Source organism: Nocardia sp. NPDC058114 (assembly GCF_042884695.1).
Classification (GTDB): Bacteria; Actinomycetota; Actinomycetes; order Mycobacteriales; family Mycobacteriaceae; genus Nocardia.
Genome location: NZ_JBHVTK010000003.1, coordinates 397,192 through 415,549 on the forward strand (window position 1 = coordinate 397,192; position 18,358 = coordinate 415,549).

Here is an 18,358-nt window from a genome sequence, read left to right on the forward strand (position 1 = left end):
CCCATGACCACCAGCTACGACCTGTCCGAAGTCTCGCGCGAGAAGCAGATGGGTGGTCTCGGCAAGGAGACCACCGACCGCGAGATCCGCGTCGTCGACCTCACCGACTTCGACAACCGCCGCGCCGAGATCACCGACGAACTGTGGGCCGCCGCCACCGAGATCGGCTTCTTCCAGCTCTCCGGCCATGGCATCCCGCAGGACCTGATCGACGAGATGTTCGGCGCCACCGCCGATTTCTTCGCCCTCCCCGAGCAGATCAAGGGGCAGTACCCCCTGGTCAAGCAGAACAACGCGGGCTGGGAGAGCCTGAGTCAGGTGCGCCCGTCCATCGGGGTTCCCGATCAGAAGGAGTCGTATCAGATCACCCGGCCGCACATGGACCAGCTGTGGCCCAGCGAGACCGAGCTGGCCGGATTCCGCAGCCGCGTCCTCGATTTCGAGAGCCGGGCCTGGGCAGTGGCGATGCGGGTGCTGTCCTGCTTCGCCGACCGCCTCGGACTCGACCGCGAACACTTCACCGCCGCACACGATCCCGGCTCCGAGAGCTACCAGAGCGCCCTGCGGCTGCTGCACTACTTCGCTGTTCCCGAGGAACTGCGCGGCGTCCCCGGACGCTGGCGGGCCGGCGCGCACACCGACTTCGACTGCCTCACACTGCTTTTCCAGCGCGACGGGCAGGGCGGGCTCCAGGTGTGTCCCGGCAAGGAGATGCAAGAGCAGCAGTGGACCTCCATCACTGCGTCGTCGAGCCTGATCACCTGCAATATCGGTGACATGCTCACCCGCTGGAGCGACGACCTGCTGCCGTCGAACTTCCACCGCGTGCGCAGCCCCGGCGAGGGCGAGTACCAGGGCGAGCGTTACAGCATCGCCTACTTCGCCCAGGCCGACCGCGATGCCGTCATCCAGGGGCCCGCGGGCAAGTACCCGCCCGTCACCGCGGCCGACTTCCTGACTCAGCGGGTACAGGCGAACTACCGCCCCCAGGGATAATCACCGCAACCAACGGAAAGGGCACTGCGATGACCGAAGCCTCGCTGCTCGGCCAGTCTGTCCATCGACGGATCCGGCAGATGGTCCTCTCCGGCGAGCTGACCTCGGGCCAGTCGCTCAGCGTGCCCGCGCTGGCGACCGAGCTCGGGGTCAGTCGCAGCCCCGTCCGCGAAGCGGTGCAGCAGCTGATCTACGAGGGTCTCGCGGTCAGCGCACCGCATGCGGGGGCGAAGGTCGCCGCCGTCGACGACGATCGCATCCGCGATGTCCTGGCGGTCCGCGCCGCCCTCGACGGTCTCGCCGCCGCCGCGGCGGCCACCCGCCTCACCGAGGCCGACCTCGACACGCTCACCGGCATCATCACCGCCCAGCAAGCGCATCTGGACGACCCCGCCGATCCCGCTCGCGACGCCCAGCTCGACCTGGAGTTCCACACGTTCATCCGCGACGCCTGCGGCAACGCGTGCGTCGTCGACGAACTGGCCCGCCTGGAAGCCCAGGCCCACCTCTACCGCGGCGACCTGTGGTGCTCGGCCCGCAACCGCCGCGTCGCCCTGCGCGAACACCGCCGCATCGTCGAAGCCCTCGAATCCGGCCACCCCGAGTCCGCCCGCGCGGCCGCCGAGGCACACGTGCAGGGTCTGCTCACCCGCCTCGCCAGGCAATAGCAGCCCGAGTCGGCTCCCGGCAGTAACCGTCAGCGGTGATCGCGGTACGCGGGGGCCTTCGCGGTCCCCGCCGGGGTCAAGGTGTGCAGCAGCGGCATGGTCCGATGCGCGACCACCGTCGACAACACGATCACACTGTGCGACCGCACCACCGACCCGGTCCGATCGATGCTCAACAACACCGCCTGCAAACCGGCATGGGAATCGGCCCCGATCCGGCACAGCACGTCACCGGAACCGGTCGTCGCGTACGCCTCGAGCACTCCCGGAATCGCCGCCAGCTCCGCGCTCACGGTATCCAGCGCGCCCTGCGCGATCTCCAGGGTCACGAACGCCTGCACATCGAAACCCGCTGCGGTGACATCGATCTGCGGATCGTAGGACGCGATCACCCCGGATTCCTCCATCCGGTTGATCCGCGCCTGCACCGTCGCCCGCGCGACCTTCGTCCGCCGCGACAGTTCGAGAATTCCGGCCTTCTGGAACTCGTGCATCGCGGTGAGGATCGCCAGGTCGAGCTCATCCAATTTCGCGGGGGTGCGCATGCGAAGACCTCCATGTCCGGTTGCTATTCAAATTGTCCATCATTTGTGGGCATCCGGTGGCTTCTCGAGCCAGCCTGCTCAGACAAAGATGGTGTAGTTGCCCACCTGCGGCCCGGCGCGATTTCCTAGGTCATGACCATTGAGCAGCAGCTCGTCGGGCTGATCGAGCACGACGACAGTGTCGATCCGTTTCCGGTGATCGGATGGGACGCCCTCGTCTGGGTCGTCGGCAACGCGACCCAGAGCGCCCACTTCCTGCAATCCGCGTTCGGCATGCGGCTGGAGGCGTACTCGGGCCCCGAGACCGGTAATCGCGACCACAAGTCGTTCGTGCTGCGCAGTGGGGGAGCGCGATTCGTGATCACCGGCGCGGTCGACCCCGACAGCCCGCTCGTCGCCCACCACGACCGCCACGGCGACGGTGTCGTCGACATCGCGCTCGAGGTCCCCGACGTGGACCGCTGCATCGCCTGGGCTCGCGATCACGGCGCGACCGTCCTCACCGAACCGCACGACGAGACCGACGAATTCGGCACCGTGCGCTCGGCCGCACTGGCCACCTACGGCGACACCAGGCACACCCTGATCGACCGCTCCGGCTACGCGGGTCCCTATCTCCCCGGTTATATCGCGCGCACCTCCACCCGCGAGCCGGGTAAGCGCGTGTTCCAGGCCATCGATCACGTGGTCGGCAATGTCGAACTCGGCATGATGGACCGCTGGGTCGACTTCTACCGCGACGTCATGGGATTCACGAACATGGCCGAATTCGTCGGCGACGACATCGCCACCGAGTACTCCGCGTTGATGAGCAAGGTCGTCGCCAACGGCAATCACCGGGTGAAGTTCCCGCTCAACGAACCGGCGGTGGGCCGCAAGCGTTCTCAGATCGACGAGTATCTCGAGTTCTATCGCGGCCCCGGCGTCCAGCACATCGCACTGGCCACCGGCGACATCCTCGAAACCGTCGACGCCCTGCGCGCCGAGGGCGTCGAATTCCTCGCGACACCCGACACCTATTACGAGGATCCCGAACTGCGCGCTCGCATCGGCGCCGTGCGCGTACCGGTCGACGAACTCCAGCGCCGAGGCATCCTGGTCGACCGCGACGAGGACGGCTACCTCCTGCAGATCTTCACCCGTCCCCTCACCGATCGCCCCACCGTCTTCTTCGAACTCATCGAGCGACACGGCTCACTCGGCTTCGGAAAGGGCAACTTCAAGGCCCTTTTTCAGGCCATCGAGCGCGAACAGGAGGCTCGCGGCAACCTGTGACCGGGTCCGCGGACCTACTACAGTTGCGGCCATGCGGATCCCCTCGGCGATCATCACCGGCATGACCTTGGTCGTCATGCTGACGTCGTGCGGATCGGGGGGCGACTCCGATACGCCGACAGGGCCCAACCGTCCACCACCGAAGGTCGCCTCACTGGGTCCCTTCGTGGGCGAGTGCGGCCATGTCACCGACGACGAAGTGCGCACTCTCGCCGGTCTCGGCCAGATCGCGCGGGTCTACAAGAACGCGACCGGCTGCAATTGGCAATCGGCCGGATTATCGTCGCCCAGCGTCACTTTCGCCTCGTACCGCGGCAGTCCGATCGAACGTGAGAAGGCGTGGGTGTCCAACGTGGGCCGTGCACCGGAGACCATCGACGTGGGCGGGCATTCCGGCTTCATGGCGCTCGACCCGCAGGGCACTGTCTGCGACCTCGCCGTGCAACTCGACGACGACTTCTTCGAGTGGTCGATGTCCACCGGCATCTTCGCCACCGGCGGCAACCCGTGCGACCGGACCAGGAAACTGGCCGAGCTGACCGTGGGACGGCTGCAGTGAGCGCCGGCAAGGTCGCCGCCGCGGCGCTGATGCTCACCCTCGCGCTGGCAGGCTGCGGCCAGAAGATCGAGGGCACTGCCCAGCCGCTGGGGAAGGGCGGCGGCGGTGAGACGATCAATACCGACTTCGACAAGCTGCTGCGCGAGTGCGAGGTGGTGGCCGCGGCCAAGATCGGCGAGATCATCGGCAACGCCAAGAGCGTGAGCGCCTCGTTCAGCGGTGCCGTCTGCATGTGGGACATCGAGGACGCACCCGGCGGGGGCGCCATGGCCAGCCTCAACTGGTACGAGATGGGTACGCTGAACAACGAGAAGACCACCAACGACAAGTTGGGCTACACCTCCGGCGACATCACCGTGCAGGGCCGCAGGGCGTTGCAGGTGCGCAGACCGGGCGACAACGACTCCTGCGGCGTCACCGCCCCGGCCGCCGATGTCGGCGTCGTCGGGTGGTGGATCAACTACCGGCCCGGCTCGGCGCACCCCGATCCGTGCGTGGGCGCCCAGAAATTGGTCGAGCTGACCCTGGATCTCGCCCGGTAGAAGGCTTGACGCGGCCCCCCGCTTTGACCCCGAATCGGGCACGCGGGTATCGTGGATCCCTGTGCCCGGATTACTGCGGGCAAGTTCGTGTGTGAACGTAGGCCAGCGAAAGCGGCCGATACGTTCCAACGTGCCTTGAAAAGGGCACTGAGCGCCTCAGCGACACGCCCGACCACGGGTTAACGGAAACGTGGTCTGACGTGCGGGTGAAAGCTCGATGAACTGCAAGACACTGCACACCAAGCGCAATTACCAATAAGGAAAGCCGGTCTATGCCAACCATCAACCAGCTGGTCCGCAAGGGTCGCCGCGACAAGGTCACCAAGACCAAGACTGCGGCCCTGAAGGGGAGCCCGCAGCGTCGTGGCGTGTGCACTCGCGTGTACACCACCACCCCCAAGAAGCCGAACTCCGCGCTCCGTAAGGTCGCGCGTGTTCGCCTGACCAGCGCGATCGAGGTCACGGCGTACATCCCCGGTGAAGGCCACAACCTGCAGGAGCACTCCATGGTGCTCGTTCGCGGCGGTCGTGTGAAGGACCTCCCTGGTGTCCGTTACAAGATCATCCGTGGATCGCTCGACACCCAGGGCGTGAAGAACCGCAAGCAGGCGCGCAGCCGCTACGGCGCCAAGAAGGAGAAGAGCTGATATGCCACGCAAGGGCCCCGCACCCAAGCGTCCGCTGATCAACGACCCGGTCTACGGGTCCCCGCTGGTCACTCAGCTGGTCAACAAGATCCTGATGGACGGCAAGAAGTCCACCGCCGAGCGCATCGTCTACGGTGCCCTCGAGCAGGCGCGTGAGAAGACCGGCACCGATCCGGTCGTCACCCTCAAGCGCGCGCTGGACAACGTCAAGCCCGCCCTCGAGGTGAAGCCCCGCCGTGTCGGTGGCGCCACCTACCAGGTGCCGGTCGAGGTCCGTCCGGGCCGCGCCAACACCCTGGCGCTGCGCTGGCTGGTCAGCTACTCCCGCGCGCGTCGCGAGAAGACCATGGTCGAGCGTCTCGCCAACGAGCTCCTCGATGCCAGCAACGGCCTCGGTGCCGCCGTGAAGCGTCGCGAGGACACCCACAAGATGGCCGAGTCGAACCGGGCCTTCGCGCACTACCGCTGGTGATAGCCCGGCCCGTCACTTAAAAGGGAGAATTTCGTGGCACAGGACGTGCTCACCGACCTGAACAAGGTCCGCAACATCGGCATCATGGCCCACATCGATGCGGGCAAGACCACCACGACCGAACGCATCCTGTTCTACACCGGTATCACGTACAAGATCGGTGAAGTTCACGATGGCGCGGCCACGATGGACTGGATGGAGCAGGAGCAGGAGCGTGGTATCACCATCACCTCCGCGGCTACCACCTGCTTCTGGAAAGACAACCAGATCAACATCATCGACACCCCCGGGCACGTCGACTTCACCGTCGAGGTGGAGCGTTCGCTCCGCGTCCTCGATGGCGCGGTCGCGGTGTTCGACGGCAAAGAGGGTGTCGAGCCCCAGTCCGAGCAGGTGTGGCGTCAGGCCGACAAGTACGACGTGCCGCGTATCTGCTTCGTGAACAAGATGGACAAGCTCGGTGCGGATTTCTACTTCACCGTGCAGACCATCAAGGACCGTCTCGGCGCTCGTCCGCTCGTGATCCAGCTGCCGATCGGCGCTGAGAACGACTTCGAGGGCATCGTCGACCTGGTCGAGAACAACGCCAAGGTCTGGAAGGGCGAGACCAAGCTCGGCGAAGAGTACGAAGTCGTCGAGATCCCGGCCGACCTCAAGGAGAAGGCCGAGCAGTACCGTCAGGAACTGCTCGAGACCGTCGCCGAGTCCGACGAGGCACTGCTCGAGAAGTTCTTCGGTGGCGAGGATCTCACCATCGAGGAGATCAAGGGCGCCATCCGCAAGATGACCGTCAACTCCGAGCTGTACCCGGTGCTGTGCGGTTCCGCGTTCAAGAACAAGGGCGTTCAGCCCATGCTCGACGCGGTCATCGATTACCTCCCTTCCCCGCTGGACGTCGAGGCCACCACCGGCCACGTGCCCAACAAGGAAGAAGAGCTGATCACCCGCAAGCCGAACGTCGACGAGCCGTTCGCGGCCCTGGCGTTCAAGATCGCGGTGCACCCGTTCTTCGGTGAACTCACCTACGTGCGTGTGTACTCGGGTCAGGTCGCCTCCGGCGCCCAGGTCGTGAACTCGACCAAGGGCAAGAAGGAGCGTCTGGGCAAGCTGTTCCAGATGCACTCCAACAAGGAGATGCCGGTCGCCACGGCTTCGGCAGGCCACATCTACGCGGTCATCGGCCTGAAGGACACCACCACCGGTGACACCCTGTCCGACGCGCAGAACCAGGTCGTCCTCGAGTCGATGACCTTCCCGGATCCGGTCATCGAGGTCTCGATCGAGCCCAAGACCAAGTCCGACCAGGAAAAGCTCGGCACCGCGATCCAGAAGCTGGCGCGCGAAGACCCGACGTTCTCGGTCAAGCTCGACCAGGAGACCGGCCAGACCGTCATCGGCGGCATGGGCGAGCTCCACCTCGACATCCTCGTCGACCGTATGCGTCGCGAGTTCAAGGTCGAGGCCAACGTCGGCAAGCCGCAGGTGGCCTACCGCGAGACCATCACCAAGAAGGTCGAGAAGCACGAGTTCACCCACAAGAAGCAGACGGGTGGCTCCGGCCAGTTCGCGAAGGTCATCATCGCCCTCGAGCCGTTCGTCGGCGAAGACGGCGCGACCTACGAGTTCGAGAACAAGGTCTCCGGTGGTCGCGTGCCCCGTGAGTACATCCCGTCGGTCGACGCGGGCGCCCAGGATGCCATGCAGTACGGCGTGCTCGCCGGCTACCCGCTGGTGAACCTGAAGGTCAGCCTGCTCGACGGCGCGTACCACGACGTCGACTCCTCGGAAATGGCGTTCAAGATCGCGGGTTCGCAGGCCCTCAAGGAAGCGGCCCGTAAGGCCGGTCCGGTGATCCTCGAGCCGCTCATGGCGGTCGAGGTCATCACGCCCGAGGAATACATGGGCGACGTGATCGGCGACCTCAACTCCCGCCGTGGCCAGATTCAGGCCATGGAGGAACGCAGTGGTGCCCGTGTCGTCAAGGCGCTGGTTCCGCTCTCGGAGATGTTCGGTTACATCGGTGACCTGCGGTCCAAGACCCAGGGTCGCGCGAACTACTCCATGGTGTTCGCCCAGTACGCAGAGGTTCCGGCCAATGTGTCCAAGGAGATCATCGCCAAGGCGACCGGCGAATAAAACCCTCTTGCGGTCCAGTGGCACACTGGACCGCAAGTGCCGGGCGTCAAGTAATACCCCCGATCCCCGCCTCCAGCGGGGATGACACACGCACTGCTGCAAATGCACGCACCAACAAGTCCAGGAGGACCCAAAAGTGGCGAAGGCGAAGTTCGAGCGGACGAAGCCGCACGTCAACATCGGCACCATCGGTCACGTCGACCACGGCAAGACCACGCTGACTGCAGCGATCACCAAGGTGCTGGCTGACAAGTTCCCGGATCTGAACGACGCGTTCGCGTTCGATCAGATCGACAAGGCGCCGGAGGAGAAGGCTCGTGGTATCACGATCAACATCTCCCACGTCGAGTACCAGACCGAGAAGCGCCACTACGCGCACGTCGACGCCCCGGGCCACGCGGACTACATCAAGAACATGATCACCGGTGCGGCGCAGATGGACGGCGCCATCCTGGTGGTCGCGGCCACCGATGGCCCGATGCCGCAGACTCGCGAGCACGTGCTGCTCGCCCGTCAGGTCGGCGTGCCTTACATCCTGGTCGCGCTGAACAAGTCGGACATGGTCGACGACGAGGAAATCCTCGAGCTCGTCGAGATGGAGGTCCGCGAACTGCTGGCCTCGCAGGAATTCGACGAGGACGCGCCGGTCGTGCGTGTCTCCGGTCTGAAGGCCCTCGAAGGCGACGAGAAGTGGGCCGACGCGATCGTCGAGCTCATGGCCGCTGTCGACGAGTCGATCCCGGACCCGGTCCGCGAGACCGAGCTCCCGTTCCTGATGCCCGTTGAGGACGTCTTCACGATCACCGGTCGTGGCACCGTCGTCACCGGTCGTGTCGAGCGCGGCATCGTCAACGTGAACGAGGAGGTGGAAATCGTCGGCATCAAGGAGAAGTCGACCAAGACCACCGTCACCGGCATCGAGATGTTCCGCAAGCTGCTCGACCAGGGCCAGGCGGGCGACAACGTCGGCCTGCTGGTTCGTGGCATCAAGCGCGAAGATGTCGAGCGTGGCCAGGTTGTCGTCAAGCCGGGCACCACGACTCCCCACACGGAGTTCGAGGGCCAGGCGTACATCCTGTCGAAGGACGAGGGCGGCCGCCACACCCCGTTCTTCAACAACTACCGCCCGCAGTTCTACTTCCGTACCACGGACGTGACCGGCGTCGTTACCCTCCCCGAGGGCACCGAGATGGTCATGCCCGGCGACAACACCGAGATGCTGGTCAAGCTGATCCAGCCGGTCGCCATGGACGAAGGCCTGCGCTTCGCGATCCGCGAGGGTGGCCGCACCGTCGGTGCCGGTCGCGTCACGAAGATCATCAAGTGAGTCTCTGACTTGCTGACACCGCAACGGCGTCGCTCCTTCGGGAGCGGCGCCGTTCGGCGTTTTCAGGGGCGATCGTGCGACTCGGACGGATCCACTACGCCGGTCGGACGCGGACGGTTACTCGGCCGCGGTCGTCTCGGTGGGCTATGGCGTGGCCGCGGTGATCGATGCCGTCGATGCGCAGGGTGACGGAGGCTCCCTCGTCCAGGAAGTTGCGCCACCAGGACTTCTTGTCCGGCATCGCTACGCCGATGAGGTATTCGTCGCCGGAGCGGCGGTAGTTGACGGGGGTGCTGAACGTGCGGCCCGAGCGGCGGCCGGTGTAGGTGATCTGGGCGAAGGCTTTGCCGAGTAGCTTGCCGATGACGGGGGCATTGGTCAGGGCGACCACGCCGGTGTTGAACGCGCCGACACCGCGGCGCAACAGCGATTCTTGTCCCATCGGATTCTCCTGTAGTCGACGAACCGTCAGCCTACCGACGGTGTATGACTTCTGACGTCATCGTGGTTGTCGGTCGTGCTCGGTAGCGTTGGGGCACTATCGCATTCGAGAGGATCGGAGACCTCGTGGGCAAGGCCGCGCTCGAACGGGAATTGGATGTCAGCGAAGGGGTGCTCGAACACGGGATGCCCTATCTCGCGTTCGGGTCGGGGCGTCCACTGGTGTTCTTGCGGTGGTTCATGCCCGACCACGCCAATCCGCGTGGCTGGCTGCGGTCCAGCGAGATCAAGACGATGGCGCCGTTGGCCAGGAACTTCCGGGTGTACGCGGTCAATCGCGCGCCGGGGATGGCGGCCGGTACCTCGATGGGCGATATCGCGCGGGAGCACGCGGAAGCGTTGCACAACGAATTCGGCGGTCCCGTAGACGTTCTCGGCATTTCCTCGGGTGGCTCCGTAGCGCTGCAGCTCGCCGCCGACCATCCGTCAGCAGTACGCCGACTGGTGATCGCTTCCTCCTCCTACCGTCTCGACCAGTCCGCGCGCGTGTCGCAGATGAAATACGCGGAGGCCGCCGCTGCGGGCAAACGGTCCCTGCACCACATGGCGACCCAGGGCATCGAATCTTCGCTGAAGGCGCGCCTCGTCGGCGCCGCCGCCTGGCTGGCGGACCCGCTGTTTCGCCCGAAGAACCCCGCCGACACCCTCGCCTTCGTTCATGCCGAAGATGCCTTCGACCTCACCGGCCGCCTAGCCGACATCACGACCCCCACGCTGGTCGTCGCAGGCGACCGCGACGAGTTCTACGACCAATCCTCCTTCCGCTACACCGCCGACGGCATTCCTGATTCCCGCTTGATCATCTACCCCGCGACAGACCACCTCGGGGCGATCAAACACGCCCAGTTCGCTTCGGACGTCACCGAATTCCTTTCGGCAACGGGCTGACTCAGCGAATCTTGGCGCCGTAAACGTGCTCGACGGACAGGGCCATGAGTACGCGGCGGTCCGAGACCATGACCTCGCGGTACTCGTTCCAGTCGGGGTGCTCGCCCGCGGCGGCGCGGTAGTAGTCGACCAAGGCCTCGACTTCCGGGCCGTTCGGGTCCGTGCCGGGGCCGGTCAGGGTGGCGGTGCCCTCGGCGGTGGCCCAGGACCAGCCGTCGGCGCTGGTGACCTCGAGGGCGGCGCGCGGGTCGCGACGGAGGTTGATCGTCTTGGCACGGCCTTCGGTCATGGAGACGTAGATGATGCCCGCGGCGCGGTCGTAGTACGGGGTGACGGGGGAGAGTTGGGGGCGGCCGTCGGATTTGATGGTGGCCAGGATGCCGATGCGGGAGTCGGCGATGAGGGCGTGCAGGTCGAGCGCGGTTTCGGGCATCGATCGGCTCCTAGGGGGTGGCGGGGCTGTTCGTTGTGTCGAACCGTCGTGGTCGCGCGTTTATGCCCGGGCGGCGGAAATCCCGTCGACAGCGCGCGATCGGGCGCGTAGAACTTGTCGCATGGTTACAGCACGTCCGCAGTCGCGGTTCTAGCTCGCATCGGGTCCTTCGGCGCCGGTGCGGCGCCGCGTGATCCGACGCCCGTGCCGTTCCCGGAACGCCCCACTGGCGAGCGTCGATTCATCGACAAGAACCAGCCTGGGGGATTCCCATGACCAGAATCGATCTCGCCCGAATTCGCAATATCGGCATCGCCGCCCACATCGACGCGGGCAAGACCACAACCACCGAACGGGTGCTGTTCTACACCGGTGTCACCCGGACCCTCGGCGAGGTGCACGACGGCACCGCGGTGATGGACCGGATGATCCAGGAGCGCGAACACGGCATCACCATCGCGGCGGCGGCGACCACCTGCTGGTGGGACGAGCACCAGATCACCATCCTCGACACCCCCGGCCACGTCGACTTCACCGTCGAGGTGGAGCGTTCGCTGCGGGTGCTCGACGGTGCGATCGCCGTGTTCGACGCCAAGGAGGGCGTGGAGCCGCAGTCGGAGCAGGTGTGGCGGCAGGCCGACAAGTACGGCGTCCCGCGGCTCTGTTTCGTGAACAAGATGGACAAGCTCGGTGCCGATTTCGCGTTCACCGTGCGGACCATCGCGGAGCGACTCCGGGTGCGCCCGTTGGTGATTCAGCTGCCGATCGGTGCGGAACGCGAGTTCGACGGCATCATCGACCTGGTCGAGATGACCGCCAAGGTGTGGCGTGGCGACACCGACCGCGGTGCTCGTTTCGAGACGATCGAGATTCCGGAAGATCTGCGTACCAAAGCCTTCCAGCATCGTGATGCGCTGGAGGCGGCCGTCGCGGAGGCCGACGAGGAAGTACTGGAGCGCTACCTCACAGGCAAGCCGATCACCGTCGATGTTCTCGAGGCGGCTATCCGGCGGATGACGATCGACGCACGGGCCTACCCGGTGCTGTGTGGCTCGGCGCTGGCCAACATCGGCGTGCAGCCACTGCTGGACGCCGTCGTCGACTACCTGCCGTCGCCGCTGGATGTCGTCGCTGTGCACGGGTTCTCGCCGGAGGGCGAGCACATCCACCGCGCGCCCGATATCGCCGAGCCGTTCGCGGCGCTGGCGTTCAAGGTCGCGCTGCACCCGTTCTTCGGCAAGCTCGTCTACCTGCGGGTGTACTCCGGTACCGCCGAACCCGGTGCGACCGTACTGAATTCGACCAATGGACGAAAGGAGCGTCTCGGCAAACTGTTCCAGATGCATTCGAGCACCGAGATCGCCGTCGAGCGGGTGCAGGCCGGGCAGATCTGTGCCGTGATCGGCCTGAAGGCGACGGGAACCGGCGACACCCTGTGCGATCGGGCAGCCCCCGTCGTCCTGGAGTCGATGACCTTCCCCGACCCCGTACTCGCCGTCTCGATCGAACCGAGGACCCGCGCCGACCAGGACAAGCTGGGCACCGCCTTGGCGCGCCTGGCCGACGAGGACCCGACGTTCACCGTGCGCATCGACGCCGAAACCGGCCAGACGGTCATCGGCGGCATGGGCGAACTGCATCTGGAGATCCTGGTCGACCGGATGAAACGGGAGTTCCGGGTCGACGCCGACATCGGCGCCCCACGCGTGGCCTACCGCGAAACCATCACCGCGGCAGTCGATCTGTTCGAATACACCCACCGTAAGCAACAGGGTGGGCACGGGCAGTTCGCCAAGGTGGTGATCGCGCTGGAACCCCACGTGGCCGAGGACGACGCGATCTACGAATTCGAGAGCCGGGTCACCGGCGGGCGCGTACCGCGGGAGTACATCCCCGCGGTGGACGCGGGCGCGCAAGACGCGCTGCGCGTCGGCACCCTCGCCGGCTTTCCGCTGGTGAACGTGAAGGTGACGCTGCTCGACGGCGCTGCCCACGCGCAGGATTCGTCGGAACTGGCGTTTCGTCTCGCGGGAGCGGCGGCGGTGCGCGCGGCGCTCGCGCGAGCGAAGCCGGTGCTGCTCGAACCGGTGATGGCCGTGGAGGTCGTGACACCGGAGGAGTACGTCGGCGAGGTGATCGGTGACCTCAACGCGCGTCGTGGCCGGGTCACCGAGCTCACGGAACGGGGCGGCGCGCACATCATCCGCGCACTGACCCCGCTCCAGGAGATGTTCGGCTACATCGGGGACCTACGCTCGAAAACCCGTGGCCGAGCTAACTACTCGATGGTGTTCGACTCCTACGCCCCGGTCCCGCCGGGTGCTGCGGAGTCGATCATCGCGGGCAGTTGATCGACACCGGTGGCGCCGCGATACCCGCGGCGTCACCGGTTCGTCGACAAGCCCTAGGTGGGGGTCGCGTCCGGTGTCTCGGAGTCGACCATCGCCGGCACCCGACGCGTCCTGGTGGATCCGGCGGTCAGCAGGCGCAGCGCGTCTGCCGAGCTCGCATCGCGCGCGGTGTAGACCTCGAGCCGGTGGTCGGGACTGTCGGGCTGCAACCACACCTGATAGTCGACGTCGACACGGCCGACCGTCGGATGACGCAGATCCATCGGCCCGACGGTGCAATCGGCGACCTCCGCGCCGGCCCACAGTGTCGCGAAAGTCGTACTGCGCATGACGAGTTCGCCGATCAGTTCGGCCAGCCGCGCGTCGGTGGGGTAGCGCCCAGCGGTCAGCCGGAGGTAGCCCACGTGAATGCGGGCGAGCTCGTCCCAGTTCCGGTACAGATCCCTGGCGAGTGGATCGAGGAAGAACAGTCGCGGAATCGATGGACGTCGTGCGGGGTCGTCGGGCGCGGTGAAGTCGAGGTGCTCGCCGACGAGCGCGTGCCCGGCGTGATTCCAGGCGAGCACATCGCCACGGCGTCCGAGCACGACCGCGGGCATGGTGTTGCCGAGCGAGGTGAGCAGCGTGAGAACCCGCGGATGTGGTTGTTCCGGTTCGGCCCGGACCAGGTGCGGCACGGCCGGTTGACCTGCGAGGTTGTGCAGGTGGGCCGTTTCGGCGGGATCGAGCTGGAGCACCCGGGCGATGGCGTCGATGACCTGCGCGGAAACGGTTCCGGCCTGATCTTGTTCGAGGCGCGTGTAATAACCGGCGCTGACTCCGATCAGTACATTATTAGTTCATACTACCTTTGAAAACGGCGTAGTACGTGGGGTTTTGGTGTGTGCCCGATCGTGTCGCATACGCAGCGATGGCCCCAGGGGAAGTTCGGTCGGGGCCACCGCCTAGTTTTGCGCTGTGGTTTCGTGGCAAGCCCCGAAGGGGTGCGGCAGCTCGTTTGGCATCGCCGCCCGTTCCCAGTGTCGTTGTGGACGGTAGGAGATCTGGGACGTAGGCCAGGGCTGTGGAGGGCTTGTTTCACAGCGCAACCCATCTCAACGAAGGCGGCCCGCTTTCGGGCAATCGCACCTCGCGCACAGACTCCGCAACCGACCGGATATGCTTTCCAGCTAGGGAATACGGCTATCGCCGAGTTGCTGACGAGTGAGTGGCAAGACAGCGATGGGCGGCAACCGCGCACTCCCGGCGAGTCTAGTCGGCCGTATACTTCGGTCAACCTGGCTGCAACGTAGCGACGATGAAGTAGGGGTCATAGCTGTGGAATGGATATTCGAGGGCGTCGGCACACTACTGCTCGGCCTTGTGCTCGGGGCGGGGGGCGGTGGATTTGTCGGGTATCGCATCGCAATTTCAAAGCATGCGCAAAACCAGAAGGCGGGCCACAATTCAAACCAGTACATGACTGGTGGCGACAGCATTACGGGACGTGATGATCGGAGATAAGACCGTTCAGCGCGCAGGCGACGGTTCTATACAGACGGTTATTCTTGAGCAGAATGTTGTCCAAGGAGTTTCCGAAGAACGTGCCACCGAGATTGCTCGACAGCAGGCAGATCTCGCGGTGAAGGTCGCTTATGCGCAAGAAGCGGCATCTGTTGCGCATAAGAGAATCACTCGGGCGGACCAAAAGATAATCGCTAAGCTTGCCGCAAATGAACTTCTTGATGTATTTGGTGAACCAGCTTTTCTATCCGCATATCAGAGGGCTCAGATAGGTGCGGCTCAAACTGATAGCGAAGACTCCTACGAAATCCTGGCAAACCTTATGGTAGAGCGAGCTCGAACTACTGCCAGCCCTGTAAGAGCCGCAACGATAAAGGCGATAGAATCCGTAGACCTGATCGATGATAAAGCCTTGTGCGGCCTGACCTTCATCTGGGCCTGTACGAATCTAGCCCCTTCGACGAGCGACGCAAAGGCTAGTCTTCGGCTTCTTGAGGATGTCTACAGCTCCCTTCAATGCGAAAATTTGCCACGCGGCCGCTATTGGGTCGATCATCTCGAAGCTCTGAATTTGGTCCGGGAGGATCGTAGCTCAAATTTTAATAAACTACCTTCAATCGTGTTGGTATCAGGCCCAGCGTGGGCATGTACGGGCTATACAAGCTCCGAGATGGCTGAAGCAATGGGTGAGCTTTCCTTTCTGACCGGTGTTACATTTCACGGTGCGGCAATTTCTGTAAATCCATACGACGCCAAACGTGCCCTCTTCCCCGGGCGATCGGCAAAAGCTGTTATTGGTCGTATCGAGGAAATTCATGGAGTCAACGGGCAGGTTATGAGCCAGGACTCACGCGCACGGGTTGAAGAAATTCTTGCCAAGATGGACGAAGTTGATTCCGGCTACAGCAGCGCCTTCGCCGAAGATTTCTTATCGCGGGAACCTTTGCGCATCGTCTCCGATTGGATTGACGGAATAAGCAAGCATGTTCGAATTACTCATCCAGGAAGAGCGATCGCGTATGCGAATGCAAAGAGACTGCACGCCTTGGATGGGATTGGCAGTCTCGCTGATACGCTCACGCTCGACTCGGAAGAATCGGCTAAAGGTTAAAAGATCTACTCAATCCTATTGCGGCGCAACTGTCTCGGCGACCGAACTTAGGGTGCAACCCACCTCCATGGCCGCAAGCCCTGGTACCCACGCAGGCAGGCCAGCCGGTAATCCGCCTGGTACCGGGCGTGCTCGGAGACAGCGGCGTGACGTAGCGCGAACAGACACAGCTCGAAGGATCGGACATCGCGGATCACTGGGTACCCCTCCCACTCGGTGACGTCGGAGCCGTAGGCGTCGGCGAACTCCTCCCACCTCTCTGGGGGGTCCGAGAGAGTGTCGGACTGGAACGCAACGGTGGCTTGGTCCCACTGCGGCGGTCCGATGCAGAAGCGTTCCAGGTCCACGACATGTCCTCCGCTGGCGGCTGCCATGGTGTTGGCCGGGGAAGGGTCGCCGTGGATGACACACCACGGGCTCGGCCATTCCAGCGCGTCCCACCGTGCCGCGAGGTTGTCGGCGTAGCCCTGCAGCCACGCCTTTTCCGTGTCGTCGGTAAGGGCTTGGTCGATGCGGTCGGTGAAGTCGGGCAGGGTGAAGCGGGGTAACCCGAGGTGGCTGGGCACGCGCAGAGTGTGCAGGCGGGCGAGCATCTCCCCAGTTTCGGCGGCCTCGGCCGGACCGCCTGATCCGAGGTCTTCCCAAAAGGTCACAGGACGTTCAGCAACCATGACCGGGTCGGGCACCAACGGTTCGGGTGCGCGAACGTGGTGGGAACGCAACCAGTCCGCCGCGCGTAGCTCCCGGACCGCCGTCGCGAGTTCCCCGCGTTGATGGACGCGGATGATGGTCGCGGTGTCAGTGCGCAGCATGGCGTTATCGCGCAACCGAATCGGGTCGATCCGGGCAGCGGGGACCTGGGCCTGGGCGCAGGCGGCTCGGGCCAATGCCACGATGTCTTTGCTTCTCATGATGTTTCGTCTCTTCTGGTCAATGACCGGTGGCGAGCGCTGCGGCGGTCTCGAACAGACCAGCGGAGTTAGCACCCTTGATCAGGACGACATCGTCACCGCGCAAACCTTCATTGAGCAGGTCCAGTACCTGGTCCTTGGTTTCGACGTGGGTGACCTGTTCGGAGCCCGCGTCGCGAGCGGCGGTAGCCATGAGTTCGGCATGATGGCCGCCGACAGTGATCAGCGTGCCAATCCCCAGATCAGCGACCTGACGTCCGATCCTCGCGTGCAGGGCCGATGCGGTGTCGCCGAGTTCCCGCATCTCCCCCAGGACCGCGACGGTGGGCCGGACGGTGGCGGCGATCGTGGCGAGTGACCGTAGTGCGGCTTCGACACTTTCCGGGGAGGCATTGAACGCATCGTTGATCACGGTGACCCCGTCAGGGCGTTCGGTGACCTCCATTCGGCTGCCCGACACCAACCCTGCGCCGTCGAGACCTTCAGCGACAGTGGCGAATTCGACACCAGCGCTCAACGCCAGTGCGGCTGCGGCGAGTGCGTTGGTCAGGTGATGTTCACCGACCACGCCGAGGGTGACCGCTGCGGCGTCGTCACGGTGGCGCAGGGTGAACTGTGCGCGGGCGCTGGTATCGAGGGTGATGTCGGTGGCGCGCACGTCGGCTTCTGGACCGGTGCCGAATCGCAGGACTTGGGCGCGGGTGTGGTCGGCCATCGCGGCGACTAGTGGGTCATCGGTGTTGAGGACCGCGATTCCTGTGGTGTCGAGAGCTTCGACGAGTTCGCGTTTGGCGACCGCGATCGCTTCGCGGTTGCCGAATTCGCCGATATGGGCCGAGCCGATGCCCAGGACCGCCCCGATTTGCGGGCGGGCGATGGCGGCGAGGTGGCTGATATGGCCGCGCCCGCGCGCACCCATCTCCAACACGAGGAAATCGGTGTCGGCCTTAACCCGCAGAACTGTATGCGGAAACCCGATCTCGTTGTTGAACGAACGCTCGGTGGCCACGACGCTGCCGTGGCGGACCAGGATCTGGGTGAGCAGGTCCTTGGTGGAGGTTTTGCCCGCCGATCCCGTGATTGCGAGAACCCGGCCGGTGTAGCGGGTAGAGACAGCGTGGGCCAGATCGCTCATCGCGGTCACCACGTCGTCAACGATGATCGCCGGGGTGCCGGTTGGTCGGGAGGCCAGGACTGCGACCGCGCCTTTTTCTATTGCAGCGCTGGCGAAGTCGTGGCCGTCGACGTGGTTGCCGCCCAGTGCGGCGAACAGTCCTCCGGCCTCGACGTGGCGGGAGTCGAACGCGGTCGGTGCGGTGACGGTGGCTTGGTCGTCGGTGACGGTGTCGAGCCGACCGGTGACCGCGTGGGCGATCTCGGCGAGGGTCATGGGGATCATGTGTTCCAGCCTTTCGATTTCACTGTGGTGCCGGGAGTTTGGGACTGAACGCTGTGCGGGCCGAGATCGCTTGTGCGTCACGATCATGCTCGTC

The 18,358-nt window shown here is 64.8% G+C and carries 18 protein-coding genes; 12 read left to right on the forward strand and 6 right to left on the reverse strand.

Annotation, left to right across the window (positions count from 1 at the left end; all coding sequences use genetic code 11):
* Positions 1-3 precede the first annotated feature (3 nt).
* Both ACFVVI_RS14490 and ACFVVI_RS14495 read left to right on the forward strand, forming a co-directional pair.
* Positions 4-996 (forward strand): isopenicillin N synthase family dioxygenase, encoded by a 993-nt coding sequence (locus ACFVVI_RS14490; RefSeq protein ID WP_387445728.1) that lies wholly within the window; start codon positions 4-6, stop codon positions 994-996.
* Between the two features lie 29 nt (positions 997-1,025).
* Positions 1,026-1,664, forward strand: a complete 639-nt coding sequence (locus ACFVVI_RS14495; RefSeq protein WP_378990912.1) for a GntR family transcriptional regulator — start codon at positions 1,026-1,028, stop codon at positions 1,662-1,664.
* A gap of 29 nt (positions 1,665-1,693) precedes the next feature.
* On the opposite strand, the gene ACFVVI_RS14500 is transcribed toward ACFVVI_RS14495, so the two are convergent.
* A complete protein-coding gene (locus tag ACFVVI_RS14500; RefSeq protein WP_364408533.1) occupies positions 1,694-2,209 on the reverse strand; it encodes an Lrp/AsnC ligand binding domain-containing protein in 516 nt (171 codons plus the stop codon).
* A gap of 132 nt (positions 2,210-2,341) precedes the next feature.
* On the opposite strand from ACFVVI_RS14500, the gene hppD reads away from it, so the two are divergent.
* The 7 genes from hppD to tuf all read left to right on the forward strand — a co-directional run bounded on the left by hppD (position 2,342) and on the right by tuf (position 9,167).
* The gene (hppD, locus tag ACFVVI_RS14505; protein WP_378990910.1) at positions 2,342-3,484 is read left to right on the forward strand and encodes a 4-hydroxyphenylpyruvate dioxygenase; all 1,143 of its coding nucleotides are present in this window, start codon (positions 2,342-2,344) and stop codon (positions 3,482-3,484) included.
* Positions 3,485-3,515: 31 nt separating this feature from the next.
* Positions 3,516-4,043, forward strand: a complete 528-nt coding sequence (locus ACFVVI_RS14510; protein ID WP_378990909.1) for a DUF3558 domain-containing protein — start codon at positions 3,516-3,518, stop codon at positions 4,041-4,043.
* Positions 4,040-4,585, forward strand: coding sequence for a DUF3558 domain-containing protein (locus ACFVVI_RS14515; protein ID WP_378990908.1), 546 nt, complete (start codon positions 4,040-4,042; stop codon positions 4,583-4,585). The genes ACFVVI_RS14510 and ACFVVI_RS14515 overlap by 4 nt, the downstream gene beginning before the upstream one ends.
* 272 nt (positions 4,586-4,857) lie before the next feature.
* Positions 4,858-5,232: a 30S ribosomal protein S12 gene (gene rpsL, locus ACFVVI_RS14520; RefSeq protein ID WP_056814220.1), complete on the forward strand. Its 375-nt coding sequence runs from the start codon at positions 4,858-4,860 to the stop codon at positions 5,230-5,232.
* Between the two features lies 1 nt (position 5,233).
* Positions 5,234-5,704 (forward strand): 30S ribosomal protein S7, encoded by a 471-nt coding sequence (rpsG, locus tag ACFVVI_RS14525; RefSeq protein WP_056814216.1) that lies wholly within the window; start codon positions 5,234-5,236, stop codon positions 5,702-5,704.
* 33 nt (positions 5,705-5,737) lie between these two features.
* Positions 5,738-7,840 (forward strand): elongation factor G, encoded by a 2,103-nt coding sequence (fusA, locus tag ACFVVI_RS14530; protein ID WP_056814212.1) that lies wholly within the window; start codon positions 5,738-5,740, stop codon positions 7,838-7,840.
* A gap of 136 nt (positions 7,841-7,976) precedes the next feature.
* Positions 7,977-9,167 carry an elongation factor Tu gene (gene tuf / locus ACFVVI_RS14535; RefSeq protein ID WP_378990905.1) on the forward strand — a complete coding sequence of 397 codons (1,191 nt, stop codon included), beginning with the start codon at positions 7,977-7,979 and terminating at the stop codon, positions 9,165-9,167.
* A 94-nt stretch (positions 9,168-9,261) separates the two neighbouring features.
* On the opposite strand, the gene ACFVVI_RS14540 is transcribed toward tuf, so the two are convergent.
* Positions 9,262-9,609, reverse strand: coding sequence for a nitroreductase/quinone reductase family protein (locus ACFVVI_RS14540; RefSeq protein ID WP_387445729.1), 348 nt, complete (start codon positions 9,607-9,609; stop codon positions 9,262-9,264).
* Between the two features lie 125 nt (positions 9,610-9,734).
* Here ACFVVI_RS14540 and ACFVVI_RS14545 point away from each other — a divergent pair, with 125 nt between their 5' ends.
* The gene (locus ACFVVI_RS14545; RefSeq protein WP_387445730.1) at positions 9,735-10,556 is read left to right on the forward strand and encodes an alpha/beta fold hydrolase; all 822 of its coding nucleotides are present in this window, start codon (positions 9,735-9,737) and stop codon (positions 10,554-10,556) included.
* 1 nt (position 10,557) lies between these two features.
* Here the strand turns inward: ACFVVI_RS14545 and ACFVVI_RS14550 are convergent, their stop codons facing one another.
* Positions 10,558-10,989, reverse strand: a complete 432-nt coding sequence (locus tag ACFVVI_RS14550; RefSeq protein ID WP_378990900.1) for a PPOX class F420-dependent oxidoreductase — start codon at positions 10,987-10,989, stop codon at positions 10,558-10,560.
* Positions 10,990-11,261: 272 nt separating this feature from the next.
* On the opposite strand from ACFVVI_RS14550, the gene fusA (ACFVVI_RS14555) reads away from it, so the two are divergent.
* Positions 11,262-13,340, forward strand: coding sequence for an elongation factor G (gene fusA, locus ACFVVI_RS14555; RefSeq protein ID WP_387445731.1), 2,079 nt, complete (start codon positions 11,262-11,264; stop codon positions 13,338-13,340).
* Positions 13,341-13,393: 53 nt separating this feature from the next.
* Here fusA (ACFVVI_RS14555) and ACFVVI_RS14560 read toward each other — a convergent pair whose 3' ends face one another.
* On the reverse strand, positions 13,394-14,167 hold the full coding sequence (locus ACFVVI_RS14560) for a helix-turn-helix transcriptional regulator (RefSeq protein WP_387445889.1): 774 nt from the start codon (positions 14,165-14,167) through the stop codon (positions 13,394-13,396).
* Between the two features lie 662 nt (positions 14,168-14,829).
* Here ACFVVI_RS14560 and ACFVVI_RS14565 point away from each other — a divergent pair.
* Positions 14,830-15,954 carry an LPO_1073/Vpar_1526 family protein gene (locus ACFVVI_RS14565; protein WP_387445890.1) on the forward strand — a complete coding sequence of 375 codons (1,125 nt, stop codon included), beginning with the start codon at positions 14,830-14,832 and terminating at the stop codon, positions 15,952-15,954.
* A gap of 47 nt (positions 15,955-16,001) precedes the next feature.
* Here ACFVVI_RS14565 and ACFVVI_RS14570 read toward each other — a convergent pair whose 3' ends face one another.
* Positions 16,002-16,865 (reverse strand): phosphotransferase enzyme family protein, encoded by an 864-nt coding sequence (locus ACFVVI_RS14570; RefSeq protein WP_387445732.1) that lies wholly within the window; start codon positions 16,863-16,865, stop codon positions 16,002-16,004.
* 19 nt (positions 16,866-16,884) lie between these two features.
* Complete coding sequence (gene murF, locus ACFVVI_RS14575) at positions 16,885-18,264, reverse strand: UDP-N-acetylmuramoyl-tripeptide--D-alanyl-D-alanine ligase (protein WP_387445733.1); 1,380 nt, start codon at positions 18,262-18,264, stop codon at positions 16,885-16,887.
* Positions 18,265-18,358: the final 94 nt, after the last annotated feature.